Source organism: Luteibacter sp. 22Crub2.1 (genome assembly GCF_900167995.1).
Classification (GTDB): domain Bacteria; phylum Pseudomonadota; class Gammaproteobacteria; order Xanthomonadales; family Rhodanobacteraceae; genus Luteibacter; species Luteibacter mycovicinus.
The window spans coordinates 58,758-81,592 of sequence record NZ_FUYT01000003.1 but is presented as its reverse complement, the minus strand read 5'-3'; the positions used below and the strand labels follow the sequence as shown (position 1 = coordinate 81,592).

The following is a 22,835-nucleotide window of genomic DNA, read 5'->3' as shown; positions in this document are numbered from 1 at the left end:
CTCAGAAGGTCGCCATCAGCTGCGGGCCGATAGCCACCGCATCCGGCTCGTGCCGGCAGGCCGGGGACGGGGCCCCGATACATCGCATCGAGCGAACGCCAGCGGGTGATCCGGGCGCTGTGGCGGTCGGCCCACATCCACTCGGCCGCCATGGTCAGCTCGCGGCGTGTGTCTCCTGGCTCGTGGAAAACCTTCTGAGACCCGATCGCGTAGAACCCGGATCGGCCGCTCACGCGTCCCGCTTGTCCTTCGCGCGCCACCCGCGACGTATCCAGATAGCCGCTGAGCTTAAGTTCATCCGCCTCGCGCCGACCGGGTGCGATGAAGTGGATGTCCAATTCCAGCGGCAGCATGGCCCCGGTCGATCGTTGAGCGTGATGTGCATCGAGCCCGACGCCCACGTCGTCAACTTGCCGAGGTCGAGGTAGCAGAGGTGCTGAAGCTGCTGGAGGTGCTACATTCTGCCGTGCCAAGGCGACAATTTACCGCTGCATCGGCGTGCAAACACCTGCGAATCGGGCAAACCAGCGCTGTCCGCGCAGCAAGCTGGGCCGCCGGTCTGGGCAAAGCCTACTCACAGCATCGGCCGACGCTGGTCGTTCAGAACTTTACTCACACGCATGCTCAGCCGATCACTTCACGGACGGCGGGGCCATGATTCCGGCATTCGATTTCTCGGGCGTCCTTCCGCCCTATACAGGCAGCGCCCAGGCGATAGATGGGCGCTCTCCGTATCCGGTGAGCCTCCGTGAAGTTCACGAGCGCCTGGCTACGTCTCCTGCCCGAAAAGAGCTATTCGACGGCCTTTTGCGCTATCGCGAAGCCCTCCGAGGCTTCGGCATCGTCGACGGTTTCCAGTGGCTCGACGGCAGCTTCGTCGAAGACGTCGAGCGAACCGAAAATCGTTGTCCGCGCGACATCGATGTCGTCACGTTCGCGCGTCGCCCGCGCCATCTCCGGCGAGACGAAGCCTGGTGGACGGCGATGGATGAGCGCGGCGACCTGTTCGCGGCGCATCGGACCAAGCTGATGTTCCGATGTGATGCCTATTGCATCGACCTCGATGCACGATCATTGTGGCTCATGCGCCAGATAACCTATTGGCACGGACTGTTCTCACACCGTCGTGAAAGCAATCGATGGAAGGGCATGCTTCAGGTCGATCTTGTCGATTCTGGTGAGCTCGCCTTAGCAACGAAAGGATTAAATAGTGAGTAACTTCTCAAACATAGAGTGGCTACGCGCCGACCTTGGAGCGGCACGCGACATGCTTCGGTCTGCTCGCGCCTATCGTGACCCGCTAGCCATCTTGCAATACAAATGCAGGATAGAGGCGATCGAGGCGGACCTCGAAGCGGCGCTCAACGAAAAAAGTGAGACCGCTACCGCGACAATTTTCTTCGGCGGCCGTCCGCTTGTCGGATCCAGAGGCGTGGATATTCTCTTCGCGAGTAAGGCTCTTGAGCTCTTCCAGCAGGTATTGCTTGCCCAGTGCGCAGGCGACCGTAGTGCTATGCGAGACAGCGCCCTGCTCATGGTGACGGGCTTTGACAGAAGCTCGATGAGCTTTCAGCTTGAGGAGGAGGCAGCGCCGGGAATGATGGCAACGGGGCTAGCGGACTCCCTCGATCAACTTAGCCAAACTCTTGCGCTGTGCGCTGGACCTGGGGATGAGTGGCGTGCGATGTTGGCTCGGGTCGACGAAGGGCTATACAGCATGCTTCAGGAATGGTTTGTCTTCCTCGATAGTGCCGATGCCTCCGTCAGAATCATTCAACGGATGCGCGATTGTGATCTCAGTCGCGAAGGCGTGGCACTCGCTCGCGAACGACTGAGCCACGCCTCACGGTAACAGGGTTGGCTCCCACCGGCTCTACCGGCCGCCACGGGTTACTTCGTGCGTTAGACCGCGTTTGTGGCCCCGTAGAACGGGTAGTCCGTATAACCCCGCGCATTGCCGCCGTAATATGTCGCCTGGTCCGCCTTGGCCACCGGCCAGCCATGACGATAACGATCGACGAGGTCGGGATTGGCGATATACGGCGCCCCGAAGGCGGCCAGATCGATCAGCCCGTCCGCGATCATCGCGTTGGCCTTTGCGAGGTCGAGGCCGCCCGCAAGGATCAGCGTGCCGCCATAGGCGGCCCGGAATCTCGCGAGGAACCCATCCGGCATGGCGGGTGCGCCACGGCTGGCCTGATCCATGATGTGGACATACGCGATGTTGCGCTTGCCCAGTTCACGTACCAGATAGAGGAAGGTCTCCTCTTCACCTTCGAAGTCGCCCAGGTCATGCAGACGTCCGAATGGCGAGAGTCGAATGCCCACCTTCGCGGCGCCGATGGCGGCGATGCACGCATCCACGACATCGAGTGCGAAGCGTGCGCGGTGTTCGACCGTGTCGCCGCCATAGGCATCGGTGCGGTCGTTGACGGCGCCGTTGATGAACTGCTCGACGAGGTAGCCGTTGGCACCGTGGATTTCCACGCCGTCGAAGCCGGCGGCGACGGCGTTGGTCGCCGCGCGCGCGAAATCGGCGACCACGCGCGGCACTTCGTCGGTGCCAAGCGCGTGCGGCGTGCTGGCGGCAACGAAAGCCGGGTTGCCGTCCGCGTCATAACCGAACGCCGTGCAACCGGCGGCCGGACGTTTAGTGGAACTTACCGGTGCCGCACCGTTTTCCTGGAGCGACGTGTGCGACATGCGTCCGACGTGCCAGATCTGCGTGAAGATGACGCCCCCGAGATCGTGCACCGCGTCGGTCACCTTGCGCCAGGCCGTCACCTGCTCGTCGTTCCACAGGCCCGGGCAGTCGACGAAGCCATTGCCTTCCCGCGAGATCGGCGTGCCTTCGGTGACGATCAGGCCGGCTCCGGAGCGCTGGCGGTAATAACGCACGGTATCGTCCGTGGGCACATAGCCCGGGGCGCGCGCACGCGTCATGGGTGCCATGACCGCGCGATTCTTCAGCGGCACGCCCGCGAGGTGATAGGCGTCGAAGAGCCTCATCGTGTTCATGCGTCCGCTGCCTTGCCGTACGCGCCCGCGGAATAGGTCAGCTCATAGCTGTGGCTGTAGATCTCGAGGATGTTGCCGAACGGGTCTTCCATGTAGACCATGCGATAGGGCTTCTCGCCGGGAAAATATTCGCGCACGGGCATGCGCTGCTTGCCGCCCGCGGCGACGATCTTCGCCGCCAGACCCTCGACGTCAGGATCCTGCACGCAGAAATGAAAGACGCTGGTCTTCCAGTATTCGAAGTTGTTGTCCGGGCGCTGCGCGTTACGGAACTGAAAGATCTCCACGCCCACGCGGTCGCCCGTGGACATATGCGCGATGCGGAACGAACCCCAGCCGGCGCCGAATACGTCGGTGCACATCACGCCGATGGCGCTGTCGTCTTCCTCGATCATGGTCGGCGGCATGATGAGGTACCAGCCCATGACCTCCGTATAGAAGGTGACGGCGGCGTCCAGGTCGGTGACGGAGAGGCCGATATGGGAAAAACTGCGTGGATAGGTCGACATGGCGCGCTTCCTCGATTTATATCCGTGTGAAGCTAATAGCGCATCGCCATAATAGGAATGACTATCCCGTTATCGTGTTGATTAGATATTCTTATGGTTGCAAGGGGAATGTATGTCCGTACGTCGCCGCTCGTTGTGTCTGCCCCTGCTTCTGGCGCTGACGGCCGCATCGTCCGTCCAGGCCGCCGACGATGCGGTTCGCTGGAAACACGAGGCGGGCGCGGTCACCATCCAGCGCGATGACTGGGGCATCGCCCATGTGCATGGCAAGACAGATGCCGATGCCGTTTTCGGCATGGCGTATGCCCAGGCCGAGGACGACTTCAACCGCGTCGAGACCAACTATCTCGTCTCGCTCGGTCGACTGGCCGAAGCGGAAGGAGAGTCGGCCCTGTGGCAGGACCTGCGCCAGAAGCTCTTCGTCGACCCGAACGATCTCAAGGCGCTCTATACGCGCAGCCCCGACTGGCTCAAGTCGCTGATGAATGCCTGGGCGGACGGACTGAACGACTACCTGGCCACCCATTCGGACGTGCATCCGCGGGTCATTACGCATTTCGAACCCTGGATGGCGCTGAGCTTCAGCGAAGGCAGCATCGGCGGCGACATCGAGCGTGCGTCGACGAAGGGCCTGCAGGCCTTCTATGGCAACGACCCGGAAGGCGCCCTCGCACAGTTCACCCCACCCTCCAGCTGGTGGGAGCCCACGGGCTCCAACGGCATCGCCATCGCGCCGAAACTGACGGCGAACGGGCATGCCTTGCTGCTGATCAATCCGCATACCTCGTTTTTCTTCCGCTCCGAGTTGCAGATGTCCAGCGACGAGGGTCTCGACGCCTATGGCGCGGTGACCTGGGGGCAGTTCTTCATCTATCAGGGCTTTAACAAGCACATCGGCTGGATGCATACGTCGACCGGTGCCGACGTGGTGGATGAATTCGCCGAGACCATCGTGCAAAAGGACGGCAAGTCCTTCTACCGCTACGGTAGTGAGCTTCGTCCGGTCACGTCGCGCGACGTCGTCGTGCCGTATCGCATGGCGGATGGCTCGCGCGCCGCGCGTACCTTCACGGTGTACGCCACGCACCACGGCCCCATCGTGCGTGCCGAGGGCGATAAGTGGATTGCGCTTGCGCTGATGAACAAGCCGCTCGAAGCGCTGCAGCAGAGTTGGCTTCGCACCAAGGCCAACGATTACGCCGCGTATATGAAAGTCGCGGACTTCAAGGCCAATTCGTCGAACAACACGATCTACGCAGACGATAAGGGCCACATCGCGTACCTGCATCCGCAGTTCATCCCGAACCGTGACAACCGCTTCGATTATTCGAAGCCGGTCGACGGCAGCGATCCGGCGACGGACTGGAAGAGCCTGTTGCCGCTCGACAAGGCGCCACATCTGCTCGACCCGCCGACGGGCTGGATCTTCAACACCAACGACTGGCCGTACTCAGCAGCGGGCCCCGACAGTCCGAAACAGGCCGACTTTCCGCGCTACATGGACGCGGTTGGCGAGAATCCGCGTGGCCTGCATGCGACGCGCGTGCTGACGGGACGTCACGATCTCACCCAGGCGTCGTTGATCGACGCGGCGTTCGACCCGTATCTCCCGGCGTTCGCCCGGCAGTTGCCGATCCTTATCGCCGATTACGACGCATTGCCGTCGAGCGATCCGCGTAAGAAGGCCCTGACCGGGCCGATCGGCCTCCTGCGTACCTGGGACTATCGCTGGGGCGTCACGTCGATGCCGACGTCACTGGCGGTGTTCTGGGGCGACATCCTCTGGGACAAGGCGAGCAAACTGGACTCCGAAGAGGGGCTCAGCGTTTACGACAGGATGGCGGAAAAGGCGGGGCCCGACGTGAGGCTCGCCGCGCTATCCGAAGCGGTCGATCGTCTGCAGAAGGACTTCGGTAGCTGGGGCGTACCCTGGGGCGAGATCAACCGCTATCAGCGCGTTGACGGCGCGATCAAGCAGGACTTCGACGACGGCAAACCGAGCATCCCGGTGCCATTCACCTCGTCGCGCTGGGGATCTCTTGCCTCCTTCGGCGCGCATCGCTGGCCGGGTACGAAACGCTATTACGGAACCAGCGGCAATAGCTTTGTCGCCGTGGTCGAGTTCGGTGACAAAGTGAGCGCCCGCGCGATCACGGCGGGCGGTGAGAGCGGTGATCCTGCGTCGAAGCACTTCAATGACGAGGCCGAGCGTTACACCACGGGCAACCTGCGTAAGGTGTATTTCTGGCCCGAGGATCTGCAGGGCCACATCGAACGCACCTATCATCCTGGCGAATAATCGATTTACACGGGGGAATCTATGGCACGGTCTGTCTGGTCGCGAGTGGGCCTCGCGTGTGTGACTGGTTTGCTGATCGGTGCGGTGGCGGTTGCCGAGGAAGCTAAGCCATCGTCGGCGCAAACCGAATCGCAGGCGACATGGCTGCTTAAAGCCGACCGCGTTTTCGACGCTCGCAGCGAGTCTGCTCACCCTGGCTGGGTCGTGCTGGTGCAGGGCGAGCGCATCCTGGCGGTCGGCGCACCAAACGACGTCACCGTCCCCGTCGGCACGCAGACCATCGATCTACCCGGCACGACGCTGCTGCCTGGACTCATCGACGCGCATTCGCACATCTTCCTGCACCCGTACAACGAGACCTCCTGGAACGACCAGGTACTCAAGGAAACCTTGCCCTTCCGCACGATCGAAGCTGTGCAGCACGCGCGCGACACCTTGATGGCCGGCTTCACGGCGCTACGAGACCTCGGCACCGAAGGCGCCGGCTACGCCGATGTCGACGTGCAGCACGCGATCGATAAGGGCGTTATCCCGGGCCCCCATCTGTATGTGGCCACGCGAGCCACGATCGCCGCGCACTGCTACGGCCCGGGCCCGCTGGGCTTTCGCGACGACATGGACCTGCCGCAGGGCGCGATTCCGGTCAGCGGCACGGCGCAGATGCTCGATGCCGTGCGCGACCAGGCCGCCCACGGAGCGGACTGGATCAAGCTCTACGCGGACTATCACTGCGGCAAGGCGAAGGGCTCGATGCCGACGTTCACCGAAGAAGAGCTGAAGGCCGCCGTGGATGCCGCTCACGCCATGGGCCTGCCCGTTGCCGTCCACTCGACCACGGCCGAAGGCATGCGTCGTTCCGTCATGGCGGGCGTCGATACGATCGAGCACGGCTACGAAGGCACGCCCGAAGTCTTCGCGCTGATGAAGAAGCACGGTGTCGCTTTCATGCCGACGCTCGAGGCCAGCGCCGCGACGTCGGAATATTTCGGTGGCTGGAAGCCGGGCCGCCCGCCGACGGAATCGATGCAGAGGGCGGCGAGGGCATTCAAGCTGGCGATGGATGCGGGTGTGACGATAGGTAATGGCAGCGACGTGGGTGTCTTCACCCATGGGCAGAACTACAAGGAACTGGAGTGGATGGTGCGCGACGGTATGTCACCTGCGAAGGCATTGCTGGCCGCCACCGCTATCGACGCGAACGTGCTGCGTCAGCAGGATCGCATCGGCCAGCTCAGGCCGGGCCTGGACGCCGACATCATCGCGGTGCAGGGTGACCCGACGACGGATATCGGCGTGCTGGCGAACGTGGCGTTCGTCATGAAGGGCGGGGTGGTTTACAAGCGCTCGGGAATGCTCTCAGCTACTGATGTAGGAATTGCTAATCGCTGAGTAGAGCCGCTAGGTCTGAATCCCTAGAGTTGTTTCGGTCGTATCTCAATCAACTCACCATTCCTTATCTCAATGACCCGGTCAGCCGACGCGATAGTCTCGGGTCGGTGGGCAACCAGGATGCGCGTGATACGAAGCTCGCGAATGGCCTCCCCAATCAGTTTCTCATTGGCGACGTCAAGGTGACTGGTGGCCTCGTCGAGGATAAGAAGCTTTGGCCGCCTGTAAAGTGCTCGCGCTAACGCAATGCGCTGACGCTGGCCGCCGGAGAGTGTGCTCCCCATATCACCAACCAACGTCATGTACCCCATAGGCATTGCCATGATCTCGTCATGAATTCTGGCTGCAACGGCACTAGCCGTAACCTGTGATAGGTCGGCATCGGAATCAAAACAATGAATGTTCTCTTCAATGCTTCCGGCGAAGAGACTGTCATCCTGCATAACGGCGGCGACCAAACCCAGCCTCGATAGCGACATTAGGCTATCCCCGGATTGGCCGCCGATGTAGACGTCGCCTCGCGTTGGCTGAAGCGTGCCGAGAAGTATCTTTATGAGGGTGGTCTTGCCGCAGCCAGATGCTCCGACGAAAGCGATGCACTCCCCTTCACCAATCGAAAGACTAGCACCCCGCAAGATTGTATTCTCGCCATGCGCGTAGCGAAACGTCAAAGCATTGAGATGTATTCCCTCGCTTGCATCAAACACAGTGACTTCTTGACGTTTCGCGACCGATTCGCCCTTTGTTCCATCGATGACATCTTCTAGCCGGTCAAAGTGCAGTCGGAGCATTACCAGGTCAAGGATTTTATCGAGAAGCAGTGATGCTCTGCTGGAGAAGGTTGTCCTGTAAGCGGCATACGCCATAAGGGCACCCGTGGACCATGCGCCGGATATTACTGATGCGGCGCCGAAGCATAGGACGGATATACACTCAAAGCTACTTATTAGTGCACACAGTTGGGCTACGTTGCTCCGGATTCTCATTGCTCGGTACATTGAGTTGTATTGTGTGATAAGTAGGTTGTGCCAAGCCTTCTTCCGATCCTTCTGCTTGCCAAAAAGTTGAATCACTCGCACGCCACGAAGGGTCTCTATAAGGTGTGTCTGCGACCGCGCACTGTGCTCAATTTGATCGGAAGAGAGATCTCTAAGTCGAAAGAAGAAGACTGCGCGCAAGATGGCAATGCACGCTATTGAGCAGAGAGATATTGCCGCAAGATCCGAGTGGTAGAAGAGCATGATGCCAAGGCAGGCGATTGCAACGGCGCCGTCAATAGCAAAGGTTCCAACAGCGCTCAGCAACGACTGCTGGATTGCGTCAACTGATGCGAACTTGGCTGCTACGTCGCCGACACTCCGCATTTCAAAGAACGACTGAGGTAAGGCCAGCATCTGGCCCAAAAATCCGGTCTTTCGCGTGAGCGCCAGATCGCATCCGAAGTAGTGAGCAATTGAGGTGCGGAGATACGTAACACCGTGTTGCACTATCTGAAGTACGAGAAACGCTAAACCCATGGTGAACACTTGGTCTATCCCGCCGGGTCCGCCGGTCTCGTCGACCAGCCACTGAGTTAGAAGCGGCGAGGTCAGGCCAAGGATTTCAAGAACTGCCGTAAGAGCAAGCAGCTGACTAAGCGTCGTCCAAGCCCCGCTCAGGCTACGCAGTGCGCTCATTTTTGACTTTGACCCGTCGCCTCTAACTTGTAGAGGCGGCTTGCTCCATATCTCCAGCGCCACTCCCGTAAAGCTGGCGGAAACTTGCGTACTAGAGATCTTTCGTCTGCCCCGAGCGGGATCGCAAGCGACGATATGGTTGCTGTGAACGGACTCGAGGACTATGTAGTGTCCCATCTCCCAGTGAAGAATTGCAGGATGCGATAATCTGTGCAGCTCTTCGGGCTCTAAGCGTACTGCTCTCGTCTCGCATCCGAGTTTCTCGGCGTGGCTAATTAGCTGATGAAGCGTGCTTCCGCGCGCTGACGTGCGAAATCTTGAGCGCAATTCGGAAAGCGTGGATCCTATTCCCAAATAGGAGACGACCATCGCTAGGCAAGCTAACCCGCACTCGCCGTCCTGGGCTTGGAGAATTGCCTTGACTCGTCGGTTTTTTGGTCTGCGCCAGCTTATATTTTCATTCGCTTCCATGCGCTTCCTGGCGTCCTTTGGCAATGATCAGGGGTTCGAGCATCCATTCGTAGATCTTCCTCGTCCTCATGGCGAGAATTCCTTTGATTTTCACGCCATGGGGGACCGATCCGATTCCTCCAGCCGCTTTCGCGACATTCGTTGGTATTGCTGAGACGTCGAAGAACAGGCTGCCGGTTTGGGACGGGTCGCTTGTCGGGCTTCCCCCCGTAATGGTCGTAAGTTCACCCGCGCTCATAGGGAGCCTCGGAACAGACGTTATTGTCGCGGTCGCCGTTCCGTACTTTCGCGCGTTCATTGATTCATATTCGATGACCGCAGTATCGCCCACCGATACGTGGTTGATGGCGGAGCCTGGAACATACAGATGGAGGACGGTCGGATCACTCAGGTGTGAGAGCAGGCTCAGAGTCGACGAAGAATCGACGGATTGGCCAAGTGCAGCAGTGATTGATGTGACGATGCCATCATGCGGCGCGGTGATGAGGTCAGCAGCTCTAGAACTTTGTTCGGCTGATTCCTGGCGTAGTGTAGAGGCCAGTCGAGCGGACTCAGCTTTATCCGCTTCGCTTTGATGCCTCCGTCGAGATAGTTCGATTTCGGTCACGCTCAGCTCGTGTTCCGCGCGCAGCACATCCCGTCGAGCGAGTAGGTACTTCGCGTGACGATCATTAAGGTCAAGCTTTCTCGCATCGACTTGCTCACGTGGAATCAGGTGTTCGTCAGCTGCTGATCTGAGTCTGGAGAGAAGATTTTCGCTTACTCCGATGGATTCATGCATTAGCGCCAGTTCCTCGCGCCGCCGACTGAGGTCCTTTTTCATCCAGACTGATTTGGCTTTTATTTCGCGGTCTGCAAGGTCGGCAAGTGCATCGTTTGCTCGCATCTCGGTTTCAGAAGCTGCTAGTCGGCGGCCAATTTCTCCAGATATTTTCGACGCCAGTGAAGATTTGCTGCCAAGTTCTCGGTCAGCTGTGATTTCGAAAAGTAGATCCCCCTTTGAAACCTTTTCGCCTTCTTTGACTTTTACTTTCGCGACAACGCCGGCTTGGTGAGCCTTTAATCGCGTTATTCCATCATTTCCGGTGACGTGCCCGTATACGCTAGTCGTTTGTGTGTAAGAGGACATAGCTATGAAGCCGCCAAACGAAACCACAGTGAAGCATATGATTACGGAGGCAGTTAGGCGCTTCCTTGGCCGTTCGATGTACGGGTCGGAGTAGGTAAGGCGGCTACGCCTGATCTCGCCTGGACCACTTCGGAATAGGGCGCCCTTATCATCGTCGTTGCTGCTAGGAAGCATTGTCCTATGCGTCGCCATCGTCCGTTGGACTCACAGGCATGTTTCCAGAGTACTTGACCGTCGCCTGACATCCTGCAGCTGCGGCGAATGCTACCCAGGCGAGGCCCGCGCCGCTGCCTCCCGTGAATGCAAGGGACATTAGACCCGAGCCCGCTCCAAATGTCTGACATGCGACCGCGACGCCACTATTCCAAGTTGTCGTATGGCCGAACACAGTCATGTCAATATTTACGGTTCCATTGTCGAGTGGAACTACCCGGAGACTGCCGTTGCCCAGGTGGGTCGTTATCAGGCTATTTTCGGCGCCGGCTACCCGCAGGATTTCGTTCTGGCTGAGAATTCTCAAGATGTGTGACTCCGTGACTAGAGTGGTTTTTGAAATGTGCGCTCGCGTTTTTTTAACAAGGCTTCGTGACGATCCTTAAACGCTTCAATGTTCTCCGCTCTCATAGCGATTGATCTGGTCAATTCGAGGCACTCGCCTAGATGTCCATCTTTTTGCGCCATTCTTGCGAACGCGCTCCGAAGCTCGGCGTGTTCGAGTAGCACGGTTTCTGTGAGCCATGAGATGTAGTCGGTAACCATCGGTGTGTGAAGGCCCACCGCGTAATGAACTGTTCTCTTTCCGTCGATTGGACTCGCGAAGTGCCACCAGCCTCTCGGCACGTACAGTGCGTCCCCCTTATGAAGTTCGATGTCGAGTTCCGGAGCGTTGGTAATTTCACCTCGTCTTGCCTTGCTGCGTTGATTTGGTGCAGGAAGCGGGTGAGTTGGCGACCAAAGCTGCCATCGTTTACTTCCGTCGATTTGCGCAGCGATTACGTCGTGTGTGTCCCAGTGCGCACCGAAGGAGCCTTCACCCGAAGTAGCTACGTAGCAATTGGCGGTCGAGACTTCCCTGGAGAACATCTTGATCTGGTCGCACAGCTGCTTCGCGTATTCAGTATTTCGGTCGATCCGATTGATTGCGACTGTCGCCCCCTGCTCGAGGTATTCTTCGATCCGCTGGATAGATACGATGCTTCTACATTCGGACACGTCTTGGTATGTCTCGGTGAACATTCCATACGGTATTAGTAGGCCTTTGAGGAAGACGTTTACCCTGCCGTCGGAGTGTTCGCTCGCGCAAAGGGCTTGGCAAATCTCGGCGGTTGTGTCTGGCATCGTCTTAATCGCAGATCGAACAAGAAAGGGCTTCTTTTCGTGATACTGGGACCGGAATTCGTTGCTTGATATGCCAAAATCGATCATCTTTTTCTCATATTTCATTCGTTTTTTGCGTACGACGGTGTTTTCGCGGGAGCCTCAAAGTGCAATGGATGCATTCGATGAAGATCCCCGTGACTAGCGTTGTGCACTTCGCGCAGTTCAGTGAAATACACACAGCCAGTAGTCCGCCGACTGCGGCGGTGGCTGCTTGATACTTGGTTCGAAGGCACTCCGCTTTGGGGTCGATCGCGATGTGTCTCGCGACAATCGCGAGCAGGGGTGCGATGAGTAGGCTCGTGCTCACGTGGAACGCGATGCCAAAGACAATCGGAGCGCTCGCCCTGGTTTCTGGGAGGGATACAATCGCTCCTGCGACCGCGATCTCGGCCAGATAGATTGTGAGGCTTCGGTACTTCATTCTTTCCCCTGTGCGTGTACGGTGGTGAAACGTACTGAGGGGCGAAGATCCAGACAATAGACTCTTGAGTAGTCGAGACGAAACCTTCAACTCTTGGCGCTGGGAACCTACAAAAGCGACGCGTTCGAGCGACCGCTCGCCAACCTCCATCGATGCGCGCGTGCTGCGTCAGCAGGATCGCATCGGTCAGCTCAAGCCCGGCCTGGACGCCGACATCATCGCGGTACAAGGTGACCCGACGACGGATATCGGCGCGCTGGCGAACGTGGCGTTCGTCATGAAGGGCGGGGTGGTTTACAAGCGCTCGGGAATGCCGGTGGCGATCTCATCGAGGTAATGCGCGTAGTGCGAGAGGGTCTCGTCGTTGCGTGCGTAATAACCGGGCGACCAGTTATGGCGGCTCACGTCGTCCCTCTCGTGCACATACACGGTGTCGAACTGCAATTGACAGTTGCGCCGGATACTTTCACCGGCGCAACTGAATGCCCTGTCAGTACGCGGGAAATCTCACGTTCGTCTGCGTTTCGCTGAGTGTCCACAGTCGTTCGGCGGCTTCAACATCGACCGCCCAGGGACGCACGCCAACCGCCTGGAAGCCCAGGGCGAGTTCGTCATCGACGGGCGGCATGACGGGCGACACATTGACGTCCTCGCAGTAGACGCCACCCATGCCGTCGAGTTGCGGACACGTCGCGCACCACACGCTGGTCGCCGCGCCCTGCGCCACATTTTTCATGCCACGCGCAAGGTCCACGGCCGGCCGGCCTTCCTCGTCGATGGCGCCACGGGCGCGGAGATCGTCTTCGCTCATGTAGCGCGCAAGATCGGTGACGATTGCCCCCGGATGCACCGAGAAGGCGCGGACGCCATGTGCTTTACCACGGGCGTCGAGTGCAACCGCAAATAGTGCGTTGGCGGTCTTTGACTGACCGTAGGCGATCCACGGATCGTACGCGCGGCGCTCAAAGTGCGGGTCGTCGAGATCGATGCCCGCGAGTCGATGGCCGCGAGACGACAGTGACACCACGCGCGCACCGCCTGCCGCTGCGAGTGCGGGCCATAGCCGCATGGCGAGCTGGAAATGACCGAGGTGATTGGTCGCGAACTGGCGTTCGTAGCCACGCGTATCCCTTTCCAGTGGACAGGCCATGACGCCGGCGCTGTCGATGAGGATATGCAGCGGTTCGCCTCGTGCGACGAAGCGAGCGGCGAAAGCGTCGATGGACTCCGGATCGGCCAGGTCCATGGGCTCGGTGACGATGTCCAGGCCGTCCAGTGCCTTTCGTGCCTTGGCGAGGTCCCGTGCGGGGACGATAACGCAGGCGCCGGCGGCACGGAGGGCCCGGCTGGTCTCGGTGCCTATGCCGGAGTAGCCGCCGGTGACGATGGCGGTCTTGCCGGTGAGGTCGATGCCGGCCAGCACGTCGTCGGCGGTGGAGGCGGCGGTAAATCCAGTAGCCATGGGGCTCTGCGGGGTCGACATGGGATGGGATCCTGTGGGGTCTCCCAGCAAAGATAGGGGTACGAAGTCGAACGATGAATGCTTGAAAATCCCTCATGCATGCTCAATCGTTCGGGAATGAACGACGATCCCATTTCCCAGGTCCTTCGGTTGGCCGACGTCGAATCCTTGATGTCGGGCGGATTCTCCGCCAGCGGCGCGTGGGCGGTCCGTTTTCCACCGCCGGACCGCATCAAGTTCTTCGCCGCCGTCCACGGCGCCTGCTGGCTGCGCATGGATGGCGAAGAGGCCGCGCTGCGGATGGAGGAGGGCGATGTCGTCCTCCTGACGGCGGCACGAGGCTTCATCATGGCCAGCGATCCGGATCAGCCGCCGATCGAGGCGTCATCCCTCTTCGCCGGCATGACGCGCCCTGAGATCCGGGCGCTGGGCGGGAGTCCCCGCGAGGGCGGCCAGGACGTGACTCTGCATCTCGGTGGCCATGTGCGGATCAATCCCGCTTACGCGTCTATGCTCAACGAGGCGTTCCCGCCCCTGATCCACGTCCGCGGCGATTCCGATGAGGCCCAGGTCATGCGCTGGGTGCTCGATCGTCTGGTCGAGGAATGCGACGTAGACCGCCCGGGCTCAGGGATGGTAACGACGCAGCTGGCCTATCTGCTGTTCGTCCACGTGTTGCGTTCTCATCTGGACAAGGGCGGCGAATTGCCCGCGGGCTGGCTGCGCGCCGCCGCGGATCCTCGCCTTGGGCCTGTGTTGAAGATGATGCACGGCGAGCCGGGCCGCGCCTGGCGCCTCGACCAGCTGGCCCGGGCCGCCGCCATGTCCCGAACCGTCTTCGCGACGCAGTTCAAGGTCGTCGCGGGGGTGGCGCCGCTCGCTTACCTCACCCGCTGGCGGATGCGTCTGGCTGAGCACGCGCTACGTCGTGGCGGCGTGCCGGTCGCGGCGCTGGCACGCGATCTGGGCTACGCCTCCGAAAGCGCTTTCAGCCACGCGTTCAAGCGGGTGGTCGGTATCTCGCCGAGCCGGTACGGGGGCTGAAGTGCCCGCGAAAGCCGGGTCCGTGCAGAATTTCGCTACAATTGCGTTTTGCCCGGCAGGGAATGTCCATGAACCCCCTACGAGAAGCCCGCGGATGATCGAAGGCACCCTGTTCGTGGTGGCCGCGCCTTCGGGTGCGGGTAAATCCACGCTGGTCAACGCGTTGCTCGAGCGCGAGCCGGATATCTCCCTGTCGATTTCGCACACGACGCGTCCGCCGCGCGTGGGTGAGCAGTACGGCCGCCATTATTTCTTCGTGGAGCGTCCGGACTTCGAGAACGAGATAGCCGAGGGCATCTTCCTCGAGCACGCCGAAGTACATGGCAACCTCTACGGCACCTCGCGCACCGTGGTCGAGGAGAAGCTGAAGGTCGGCTCTGACGTCCTGCTCGAGATCGATTGGCAGGGCGCGCGTCAGGTGCGTAAGGGCAAGCCCGATTGCGTGTCAGTTTTCATCCTTCCTCCGTCCCGCACGGAACTCGAACGCCGCCTGCGCGGTCGAGGTTCGGACGCGCCCGAGGTGATTGAACGCCGCCTGTTCAACTCGCGCGAGGAGATCGCTCATGCCCACGAGTTCGACTACATCATCGTCAACGATCGTTTCGAGGACGCCCTGGCGGACCTTCAGGCGATCGTCCGCGCCGTCCGCCAGCGCACGCCCATGTCGGCGCGCCGCCACGAAACGCTGATCGAGGAGCTGCTGGCCCCATGACCGACGACGCCATCGTCCGCATTCGCGGACTGACGACCGTACTCAACGGCAAGACGATTTTCGATTCCCTGGATCTCGATATTCCGCGTGGCAAGGTCACCGCCATCATGGGGCCCAGCGGTACCGGCAAGACCACCCTGCTCAAACACATCACTGGGCAGATGCGTGGCGATGCCGGTACGGTCGAGGTCGATGGCAACAACGTTCCCTCGTTGTCGCGCGAGAAGCTGTTCGAGCTGCGCGAACGCATCGGTTATCTATTCCAGAATTCCGCGCTGCTCACGGACTTCGACGTCTTCGAGAACGTGGCTTTTCCGCTGCGCCAGCACACGAAGCTGCCCGAGGAACTCATCCGCAACATCGTGCTGAACAAGCTCGAGGCGGTGGGCCTGCGCGGTGCGGCGAAGCTCGAGCCGACGGAGCTATCCGGCGGCATGGCCCGTCGCGTGGCGCTGGCCCGGGCCATCGTGTTCGATCCGGCGCTGATCCTCTACGACGAGCCCTTTGTCGGCCTCGATCCGATCGCGCTCAACCAGGTGCTGCTGCTGATTCGCACGCTCAACCAGACGCTAGGTATCACCAGCGTGCTCGTCGCGCACGAGCTCGCCGCCGTGCAGAAGGTGGCCGACCACGTCTACCTGATCGCCAACGGCAAGGTCGTGGCGCAGGGTGATCCCGCCAGTCTGGCCACCGATGGCTCGCCGTGGACGGCGCAGTTCTTCGGCGGTGAGATCGACGGTCCCGTTCCTTTCCAGTATCCCGCGGGCGATTACGCCACCGCGCTCGGTTTCCCCGGAGGCAAGGCATGACCACCCGGGACGACAATGTCGTCATCCGCAGCCTCGCGCAGATCGGCGCGTGTGGCCTGTTCCTCATCAATATCCTCGGTGCGGTGCCGCGCAGCTTCCGCTACTTCAGTGAGACGCTGCGGCAGATCTGGTTCGTCGGCGCGATGAGCCTGACGATCGTGATGACCTGCGGTCTGTTCGTCGGCATGGTGCTCGGCCTGCAGCTGTACGACGTGCTGTCGATCTTCGGAGGCACCTCGGCCACCGGTACGGTCGTCGCCATCGCGATCTACCGCGAGCTCGGTCCCGTCGTCACCGCGTTGCTCTTCGCCGGTCGCGCCGGCACCTCGGTGACCGCCGAGATCGGCCTGATGCGCGCGACCGATCAGCTCGACGCCATGGAAATGATGGCGGTGGATCCGGTCGCCTATGTGGTGGCGCCGCGTTTCCTCGCAGGCGTGGTCGCGCTGCCGCTGCTGGCCGTCGTGTTCTGCGCCATGGGTGTGTTCGGCGGCCATCTGGTCGGCGTGACCTGGCTGGGCATCGACAACGGCACCTTCTGGTCGAACATGACCGCGTCGGTCGACGTCCACAAGGACATCATCGACGGCGTCCTGCTCAAATCGTTTGCCTTCGGCATCGTGGTCTCGCTGATCGCGGTGTTCCAGGGCTACACCACGCCGCCCACCAGCGAGGGCGTCGCATACGCGACGACGCGCACGGTGGTCGCTTCGTCCATCGCCATCCTGGCGCTGGACTTCGTCCTCACCTCGTTCCTGATCTGAGGCACCGGAGACCCGCCATGACCATTCTTTCCCCTATCTCCCATTCGAGGATCGTGCCGTGAGCCAGAGACCTTCCTATGCCGTCGGCACCGGCCTGTTCATCGTGCTCGGTTTCGCCGCGTTGGCCTACCTCGCCACGCAGACCACGTCGGTGGCCAATTCGCATCGCGGTTCCGCCTATGAGGTGACCACGCGCTTCGTCAATGTCGGACAGCTCAAGGTCCGCGCCCCGGTGAAGGTTGCCGGCGTGCGTGTCGGCTCGGTCGACGCGATCGACCTGGTCCCGGGCAAGGAGGAGGCGAAAGTCACCCTGTCGATCGACGACAGCCACAAGGACATTCCCGATGACTCCGTGGCCACGATCTACACCAGCGGCCTGCTCGGCGACCAGTACGTCGGCCTGCAGTTCGGCCAGTCGAAGACGCCGGTCAAGGCGGGCGGTGAGCTCGCCTTCACCCGTCCGGCTCAGCAGCTGGAAGAGATGATCGGCAAGTTCTTCGGCGGCGGCAGCGCCCCCGACCGTCTGGGTGGCACCTTCCACGTGACGGGCAACTTCACCAACATCGGCGGCCTGCAGCCCGGTGCCGCGGTCAAGCTGGCCGGTGTGCCGATCGGCAGCGTCGAATCGGTGGTGGTCAAGCCCGGTTCGTCGGAAGCGACCGTGACCCTTGCGATCGACAAGCGTTACTCCCAGATACCTGACGACTCGGCCGCCGCGGTGTTCACAAGCGGTTTGATCGGTAGCCAGTATGTTGCGATCCAGCCCGGCGGCTCGCCGGAATACCTGGCTGACGGCGATGAGCTGGTGCTCACGCAGTCGGCGCTCCAGCTGGAAGATCTGATCGGCAAGTTCCTTGTGAACGGTTCGCCGAGCGACAACAAGAACGGTTCCGCCCCGGGCGGCAACCAACCCGACAACGCCGGCAAGAAGTAAGGCCGGCTCAGGAGATATCGCATGCTGCGTCAGATTTCCCTCGCCATCGCCCTTGCCATCGGTACGGTCGTTGCCGCCCCCGTGCTCGCCCAGGATGCCGCTCCGGCGTCGGCCGGCCAGCAGCAGGGTCCCCAGCAGGTCGTCCAGACCATTTCCGACGACCTGGCCAAGGCCATCGAAGGGCACCAGGCCGAGCTCAAGAACGATAAGGAAAAGCTGATCGCCGTCATCGACGACACCTTCCTGCCGCATTTCGATATCGATTACGCGTCGATCCTGGTGCTGGGTCAGCACGCCAAGGAAGCCTCGCCGCAGCAGCGCGAGCGTTTCGCCAAGGCGTTCTACAACTCGATCACGCACCGTTACGCCGAGGGCCTGCTCAACTACACGCGCGGCCGGGTCAAGGTGCTGCCGTTCAACGGCGACCTGAACAAGTCGCGCACCCTGGTCCAGACCCAGGTCGTGCTCGACGACGGCAAGACCGTCTCGGTCAACTACGTGTTCCGCCAGAGCAAGACCACCGGCGACTGGAAGGCCTACGATGTTGTCATCGAAGGCATCTCGTACATCACCAACTATCGCAATCAGGTGGATGCCGAGATCAAGAAGGAAGGTCTCGACAAGCTGACCGCCGACCTGGAGCAGAAGGGTGCCGGCGCGATCGAGGAAATGAAGCAGGACACGGGCGGCGCGAACAAGTGAGCGACGCGTCGTTCTCGCTGACGACCCCGGCGCCGGACACCCTCGCGGTGTCCGGTGACCTTACGTTCGCCACGGCCGCCGACGCCCTCCACTCGGCCCGCGCCGAGCTGGACCGCGGCAAGCAGACGGTGCTGGATCTCGGTGGCCTGTCGCACGCCGACAGCGCCGGGCTGGCCACGGTGCTGGCGTTGCTGGCGCATGCGCGGGCCCAGCGCAGGGCCATCAAGGTCGCTCGTGTTCCCGAGGGGCTGCAGGCGCTGGCGCGGGTGTCGGGCGTCGACGAGTTGTTGTGATGTCGTGGTTATGTCGAGCTGAGACAGGCCCTTCGGGGCTTTTTTCGTAGCCGGGCCCGCCCGTTCCATAAGGGTCCAGGCAAAAAAAAAGGCCCCGAGGGGCCCTTTTCATCAGTTGGGCTGCTGCCCGTTCTGGTTTTCCCACTTGTGCTGTTCGTCCAGGAGCTTTTCGGGATCGAAGTCCTTGTCCTGGTCGAGGCCCTGCAGCTGTTCGATCGCTTCCGCCGGCGGGTTGCCGTCGTAGATCTGGCTCAGCCGCTGCTGGCGGTACGCGTCGCGCAGGAACACGTAAGGATCGTAGGCCGAGGCCAGGAAGCTTTCCGCGTCGATGGCGCGGGCGCGCAGGGTAATGAGATAGAGCACCGACGGGGCGTAGTACTGGCCGGCCTTGAAGTCGTGGTTACGCGACAGGTAGCTCAGCGGATCGAAGAAGTAACTGTCGACCGGCAGACGCCAGATGTCGCGCACCGTGCTTGGACCGACGAACGGCACGACCAGGTAGTCGCCCTCGGGGACGCCCCAGCGGGCCAGGGTCACGCCAAAATCGCTGTCGTACAGCGGCATGCCGAGCATGCTGGCCGGATCCTTGAAGCCCAGGAAGCCGATGGTCAGGTTGACCACGAAGCGGCCGGTCGTAATGACCGCCTGCTTCGGACGGGCCTGGAGCAGCTGGTTGCCGATGGTGATCGGCAGCCGGATGTTCGTGTAGAAGTCGCTGACGGCCGTCCGCACCGGCGGGGTGGTGATCTTACGATAGCCGACAGCCACCGGCCGGATGATGGCCTTGTCCAGCTTGTCGTTGAAGGCGTAGACCTTCCGGTTGAACTTTTCATTCGGATCGTCGTTTCGCGGCGGGGCGATGTGGCACGCGGCCAACAGCGCCAGCGCGGCCAGGCCGACGGCATTACGGACGATCCGGGGGAGGTTCATGGGGCGCATCGGAGTGACTTTGGGGGTGGGGCGATGGGATAGTGTACCGCCTGGTTTTATTATTTGCACTAATGCCCGTCCGTCCTGGTCAGAACCGCACATGATACCCCTCACCTCATTGCCAGCCAACGGGGCTGACCGCTAAACTGCACAGTCAGAAGTGTCTTTATTGTCAAGGATTTGAAATGGCCCGTATTACTGTCGAAGACTGCCTCGAGGTAGTCGACAACCGCTTTGAGCTCGTGCTCATGGCGACCAAGCGCGCCCGCCAGCTGTCCAAGGGTGCCGAACCCACGCTCGATCCGGGCAACGACAAGCCGACCGTGCTCGCCCTGCGTGAAATCGCCGATCGTCGCGTCAACGACGAAATGATCGACGAGATCGACCGCGCCGCCCGCGAGCGCGCCGAGCGCGAAGCCCTCGAGTGGGCCGCCACGGAAGTGGACGACGACCTCTCGAAGGGTGGGGATGATTGATGATGCCGGGTCGCTGTCGGCCCAGCACTCATCTGAACGTTGCGCACGTTGACGCGCGGCTGCTGACGCCGCGCGCGGGAGGCTGCACCGGCTGACGGTGTAAGGTTCTCCCATGGAAGTCATTCCCGCCAAAAAACTGACCGACGTGGTCGATGATGGCCCGGTGCCTCCCTATGTGCAGGCGCTGGAAGAGCGCGTGGGCGCTTACCTGCCGCACGACCAGGTCATGCGCATACGCCGCGCGTTTCTCATCGGCGCCGCCGCGCACGAGGGCCAGACGCGAAAGTCGGGTGAGCCGTACATCACGCACCCCGTGGCCGTGGCCCACGTCCTGGCGGAGCTGGGTCTCGACGCCGAGACCATCATCGCCGCGATCCTGCACGACACCCTCGAAGACACCCGGCTTGCCCGCGAAGAGCTCGCCGGCGAATTTGGCGAGACCGTGGCGGAGCTGGTCGACGGCGTCACCAAGCTCGACAAGATGCGCTTTTCCAGTCGCCAGGAAGCCGATGCGGAAAGCTTCCGCAAGATGCTCCTGGCCATGGCGCGCGACCTGCGGGTCATCCTGATCAAGCTGTCTGACCGCCTGCACAACATGCGTACGCTGGGCGCCAAGGACGCGACCTCGCGCCGCCGTATCGCGCGCGAAACGCTCGAGATCTACGCGCCCATCGCGCAGCGCCTCGGCATGAACAAGTTCAAGGCCGAACTGCAGGACCTCGGCTTCAAGGCGCTCTACCCGGATCGCCACCGCATCATCGGCGAGCGCATCCGCGCCGCGCTCGGTAATCGTCGCGAAGCGATGGCCAAGATCGAGATGGCCCTCGAAGGTCGGCTTGCCGCCGAGAAGATCCCCGGTCGTGCGGTCAGCCGGATCAAGTCGGCATGGAGCATCTATTCCAAGATGCGCGGCGACCACAAGTCGTTTGCGCAGCTGATGGACGTCTACGGCTTCCGCGTCATCACCGACAACGCCATGCACTGCTACATGGCGCTGGGTGCCGTGCATGGGCTGTACAAGCCGGTCGACGGTCGCTTCAAGGACTTCATCGCCATTCCCAAGGGCAATGGCTACCAGTCGTTGCACACCGTGCTGCTCGGACCCTTCGGGGCGCCGATCGAGATCCAGATCCGTACCTCGGAGATGGAATCGGTCGCGGAGCGCGGCGTCGCGGCCCACTGGGCGTACAAGTCCGATTCCGGTCCGGCCAACAGTGCCCAGGCGCGCGCCCGTGAGTGGCTGTCCGCGCTGGCGGACAGCCAGGCCAACACCCCGTCGGCCTCCGAGTTCCTGGAAAACGTCAAGATCGACCTGTTCCCGGACGAGGTCTACCTGTTTACCCCGCGCGGCGAGATTTTCTCGCTGCCGCGAAACGCGACCGCGCTGGATTTCGCTTACGCCGTGCATACGGACGTGGGCGACCATGCCGTCGCGGCGCGTGTGGACAAGAAACTCGTGCCGCTGCGCACGCGCCTGATTTCCGGCCAGCAGGTCGAGATCATCACGGCGCCGTCGGCGGTACCCAATCCCGCATGGCTGGAAGCGGTGGTCACGGGCAAGGCGCGCACGGCCATTCGTCAGTACCTCAAGCATCTGCAGCACGAGGATGCCGTGGACTTCGGTCACCGCATGCTGGATCGCGCGCTCGACGCGCGCGGCATGAGCCTCGATTCGGTGCCCGCCGCTACGCTGGATCGTTTCCTCGAAGACGCCAAGCTCAAACGCCTGGAAGAACTCCTGTCCGAGATCGCGCTGGGTAACCGGTTTGCCGACCAGGTCGCCACGCAGCTGGTCGCTCTGCTCGGACCGGGCAAGGGCGAGCCGTCGGCGTCGTCGGAGCAGCAGCACAGCGCGGAGAAGATCCGCATCAGCGGCGCCGAGCGCGGCGTGCTCAGCTTCGGCAATTGCTGTCATCCTTTGCCGGGCGACGAAATCATCGGTTTCCTTTCCTCGGGCAAGGGTATCGTCGTGCACCGGGTGGAATGCCCGAACGTGCCGGAGTTCCGCAAGACGCCCGAGCGCATCGTGGCCATCGAGTGGGATCGCGACGTGTCGGGCGACTACCGTGCCGAACTGCGCATCGAGGTGCTCAATCGTCCCGGCGTCCTCGCCACGGTGGCCGCGGCCATCGCCGACGCGAGCTCGAACATCGAGAACGTCGAATACATCGAGCGCGATAGCACGGCCGCCACGCTGCTCTTCGCCATCGAGGTCAAGGGACGCAAGCATCTTGCCGACGTGATGCGTCGGGTCAGGCGCACGGGCGTAGTCAGCGGCGTATACCGCCACCCCTTGTAGGAGCGCGCCCTGCGCGCGATCGGCTCACCGTGGGTGAGCTTTCGCACGCTGCGCGCTCCTGCCCGTGGCTTCAGGTAGCTAGCGTGGCGCGGCGTAGATAGACTGCTGTGAATTCATC

At 61.6% G+C, this 22,835-nt stretch carries 22 protein-coding genes; 15 read left to right on the top strand and 7 right to left on the bottom strand.

Annotation, left to right across the window (positions count from 1 at the left end):
* Positions 1–654 precede the first annotated feature (654 nt).
* Both B5X73_RS20555 and B5X73_RS03505 read left to right on the top strand, forming a co-directional pair.
* A complete protein-coding gene (locus B5X73_RS20555; RefSeq protein WP_139382642.1) occupies positions 655–1,218 on the top strand; it encodes a DUF6932 family protein in 564 nt (187 codons plus the stop codon).
* Positions 1,211–1,852, top strand: coding sequence for a hypothetical protein (locus B5X73_RS03505; RefSeq protein WP_036116232.1), 642 nt, complete (start codon positions 1,211–1,213; stop codon positions 1,850–1,852). The genes B5X73_RS20555 and B5X73_RS03505 overlap by 8 nt, the downstream gene beginning before the upstream one ends.
* A 50-nt stretch (positions 1,853–1,902) precedes the next feature.
* Here B5X73_RS03505 and B5X73_RS03500 read toward each other — a convergent pair whose 3' ends face one another.
* Together B5X73_RS03500 and B5X73_RS03495 are read right to left on the bottom strand one after the other, a co-directional pair.
* Complete coding sequence (locus B5X73_RS03500; RefSeq protein WP_079520595.1) at positions 1,903–3,018, bottom strand: alkene reductase; 1,116 nt, start codon at positions 3,016–3,018, stop codon at positions 1,903–1,905.
* On the bottom strand, positions 3,015–3,527 hold the full coding sequence (locus B5X73_RS03495) for a lactoylglutathione lyase family protein (RefSeq protein ID WP_079520594.1): 513 nt from the start codon (positions 3,525–3,527) through the stop codon (positions 3,015–3,017). The genes B5X73_RS03500 and B5X73_RS03495 overlap by 4 nt, the downstream gene beginning before the upstream one ends.
* A gap of 112 nt (positions 3,528–3,639) precedes the next feature.
* On the opposite strand from B5X73_RS03495, the gene B5X73_RS03490 reads away from it, so the two are divergent.
* Together B5X73_RS03490 and B5X73_RS03485 are read left to right on the top strand one after the other, a co-directional pair.
* Positions 3,640–5,826, top strand: coding sequence for a penicillin acylase family protein (locus B5X73_RS03490; protein ID WP_079520593.1), 2,187 nt, complete (start codon positions 3,640–3,642; stop codon positions 5,824–5,826).
* Between the two features lie 60 nt (positions 5,827–5,886).
* Complete coding sequence (locus B5X73_RS03485) at positions 5,887–7,215, top strand: amidohydrolase family protein (RefSeq protein WP_217699736.1); 1,329 nt, start codon at positions 5,887–5,889, stop codon at positions 7,213–7,215.
* A 23-nt stretch (positions 7,216–7,238) separates the two neighbouring features.
* On the opposite strand, the gene B5X73_RS03480 is transcribed toward B5X73_RS03485, so the two are convergent.
* Both B5X73_RS03480 and B5X73_RS03475 read right to left on the bottom strand, forming a co-directional pair.
* The gene (locus B5X73_RS03480) at positions 7,239–8,891 is read right to left on the bottom strand and encodes a peptidase domain-containing ABC transporter (protein WP_254857214.1); all 1,653 of its coding nucleotides are present in this window, start codon (positions 8,889–8,891) and stop codon (positions 7,239–7,241) included.
* 457 nt (positions 8,892–9,348) lie between these two features.
* Positions 9,349–10,491, bottom strand: coding sequence for an HlyD family secretion protein (locus B5X73_RS03475; RefSeq protein WP_176167709.1), 1,143 nt, complete (start codon positions 10,489–10,491; stop codon positions 9,349–9,351).
* Between the two features lie 376 nt (positions 10,492–10,867).
* Between B5X73_RS03475 and B5X73_RS20885 the strand changes: the two genes are divergently transcribed.
* Positions 10,868–11,020 carry a hypothetical protein gene (locus tag B5X73_RS20885; RefSeq protein WP_176167708.1) on the top strand — a complete coding sequence of 51 codons (153 nt, stop codon included), beginning with the start codon at positions 10,868–10,870 and terminating at the stop codon, positions 11,018–11,020.
* An 8-nt stretch (positions 11,021–11,028) separates the two neighbouring features.
* On the opposite strand, the gene B5X73_RS03470 is transcribed toward B5X73_RS20885, so the two are convergent.
* The gene (locus tag B5X73_RS03470; protein WP_079520589.1) at positions 11,029–11,934 is read right to left on the bottom strand and encodes a JmjC domain-containing protein; all 906 of its coding nucleotides are present in this window, start codon (positions 11,932–11,934) and stop codon (positions 11,029–11,031) included.
* Between the two features lie 518 nt (positions 11,935–12,452).
* On the opposite strand from B5X73_RS03470, the gene B5X73_RS20880 reads away from it, so the two are divergent.
* Positions 12,453–12,629: a hypothetical protein gene (locus B5X73_RS20880; protein WP_176167707.1), complete on the top strand. Its 177-nt coding sequence runs from the start codon at positions 12,453–12,455 to the stop codon at positions 12,627–12,629.
* A 153-nt stretch (positions 12,630–12,782) separates the two neighbouring features.
* Here the strand turns inward: B5X73_RS20880 and B5X73_RS03460 are convergent, their stop codons facing one another.
* On the bottom strand, positions 12,783–13,775 hold the full coding sequence (locus B5X73_RS03460) for an oxidoreductase (RefSeq protein WP_079520587.1): 993 nt from the start codon (positions 13,773–13,775) through the stop codon (positions 12,783–12,785).
* Between the two features lie 96 nt (positions 13,776–13,871).
* Here B5X73_RS03460 and B5X73_RS03455 point away from each other — a divergent pair, with 96 nt between their 5' ends.
* The 7 genes from B5X73_RS03455 (at position 13,872) to B5X73_RS03425 (ending at position 19,012) form a co-directional block, all read left to right on the top strand.
* The gene (locus B5X73_RS03455) at positions 13,872–14,798 is read left to right on the top strand and encodes an AraC family transcriptional regulator (RefSeq protein WP_079520737.1); all 927 of its coding nucleotides are present in this window, start codon (positions 13,872–13,874) and stop codon (positions 14,796–14,798) included.
* Positions 14,799–14,892: 94 nt separating this feature from the next.
* Positions 14,893–15,510: a guanylate kinase gene (gene gmk / locus B5X73_RS03450; protein WP_036116218.1), complete on the top strand. Its 618-nt coding sequence runs from the start codon at positions 14,893–14,895 to the stop codon at positions 15,508–15,510.
* On the top strand, positions 15,507–16,319 hold the full coding sequence (locus tag B5X73_RS03445) for an ABC transporter ATP-binding protein (protein ID WP_036116217.1): 813 nt from the start codon (positions 15,507–15,509) through the stop codon (positions 16,317–16,319). The genes gmk and B5X73_RS03445 overlap by 4 nt, the downstream gene beginning before the upstream one ends.
* Entirely contained in the window at positions 16,316–17,083 is a 768-nt protein-coding gene (gene mlaE, locus B5X73_RS03440; RefSeq protein ID WP_036116216.1) for a lipid asymmetry maintenance ABC transporter permease subunit MlaE, read from the top strand. The genes B5X73_RS03445 and mlaE overlap by 4 nt, the downstream gene beginning before the upstream one ends.
* A gap of 58 nt (positions 17,084–17,141) precedes the next feature.
* Positions 17,142–18,017: an outer membrane lipid asymmetry maintenance protein MlaD gene (gene mlaD, locus B5X73_RS03435; protein WP_036116215.1), complete on the top strand. Its 876-nt coding sequence runs from the start codon at positions 17,142–17,144 to the stop codon at positions 18,015–18,017.
* 21 nt (positions 18,018–18,038) lie between these two features.
* Positions 18,039–18,719: an MlaC/ttg2D family ABC transporter substrate-binding protein gene (locus B5X73_RS03430; RefSeq protein WP_036116214.1), complete on the top strand. Its 681-nt coding sequence runs from the start codon at positions 18,039–18,041 to the stop codon at positions 18,717–18,719.
* A 47-nt stretch (positions 18,720–18,766) separates the two neighbouring features.
* A complete protein-coding gene (locus tag B5X73_RS03425) occupies positions 18,767–19,012 on the top strand; it encodes an STAS domain-containing protein (RefSeq protein ID WP_176167706.1) in 246 nt (81 codons plus the stop codon).
* Between the two features lie 111 nt (positions 19,013–19,123).
* Here B5X73_RS03425 and B5X73_RS03420 read toward each other — a convergent pair whose 3' ends face one another.
* Entirely contained in the window at positions 19,124–19,942 is an 819-nt protein-coding gene (locus B5X73_RS03420; protein WP_036116210.1) for an MlaA family lipoprotein, read from the bottom strand.
* 185 nt (positions 19,943–20,127) lie between these two features.
* Here B5X73_RS03420 and rpoZ point away from each other — a divergent pair, with 185 nt between their 5' ends.
* Both rpoZ and B5X73_RS03410 read left to right on the top strand, forming a co-directional pair.
* A complete protein-coding gene (rpoZ, locus tag B5X73_RS03415) occupies positions 20,128–20,418 on the top strand; it encodes a DNA-directed RNA polymerase subunit omega (RefSeq protein ID WP_036116209.1) in 291 nt (96 codons plus the stop codon).
* Between the two features lie 112 nt (positions 20,419–20,530).
* Positions 20,531–22,717: a RelA/SpoT family protein gene (locus B5X73_RS03410; protein ID WP_051944027.1), complete on the top strand. Its 2,187-nt coding sequence runs from the start codon at positions 20,531–20,533 to the stop codon at positions 22,715–22,717.
* The last annotated feature ends 118 nt before the right edge of the window (positions 22,718–22,835 follow it).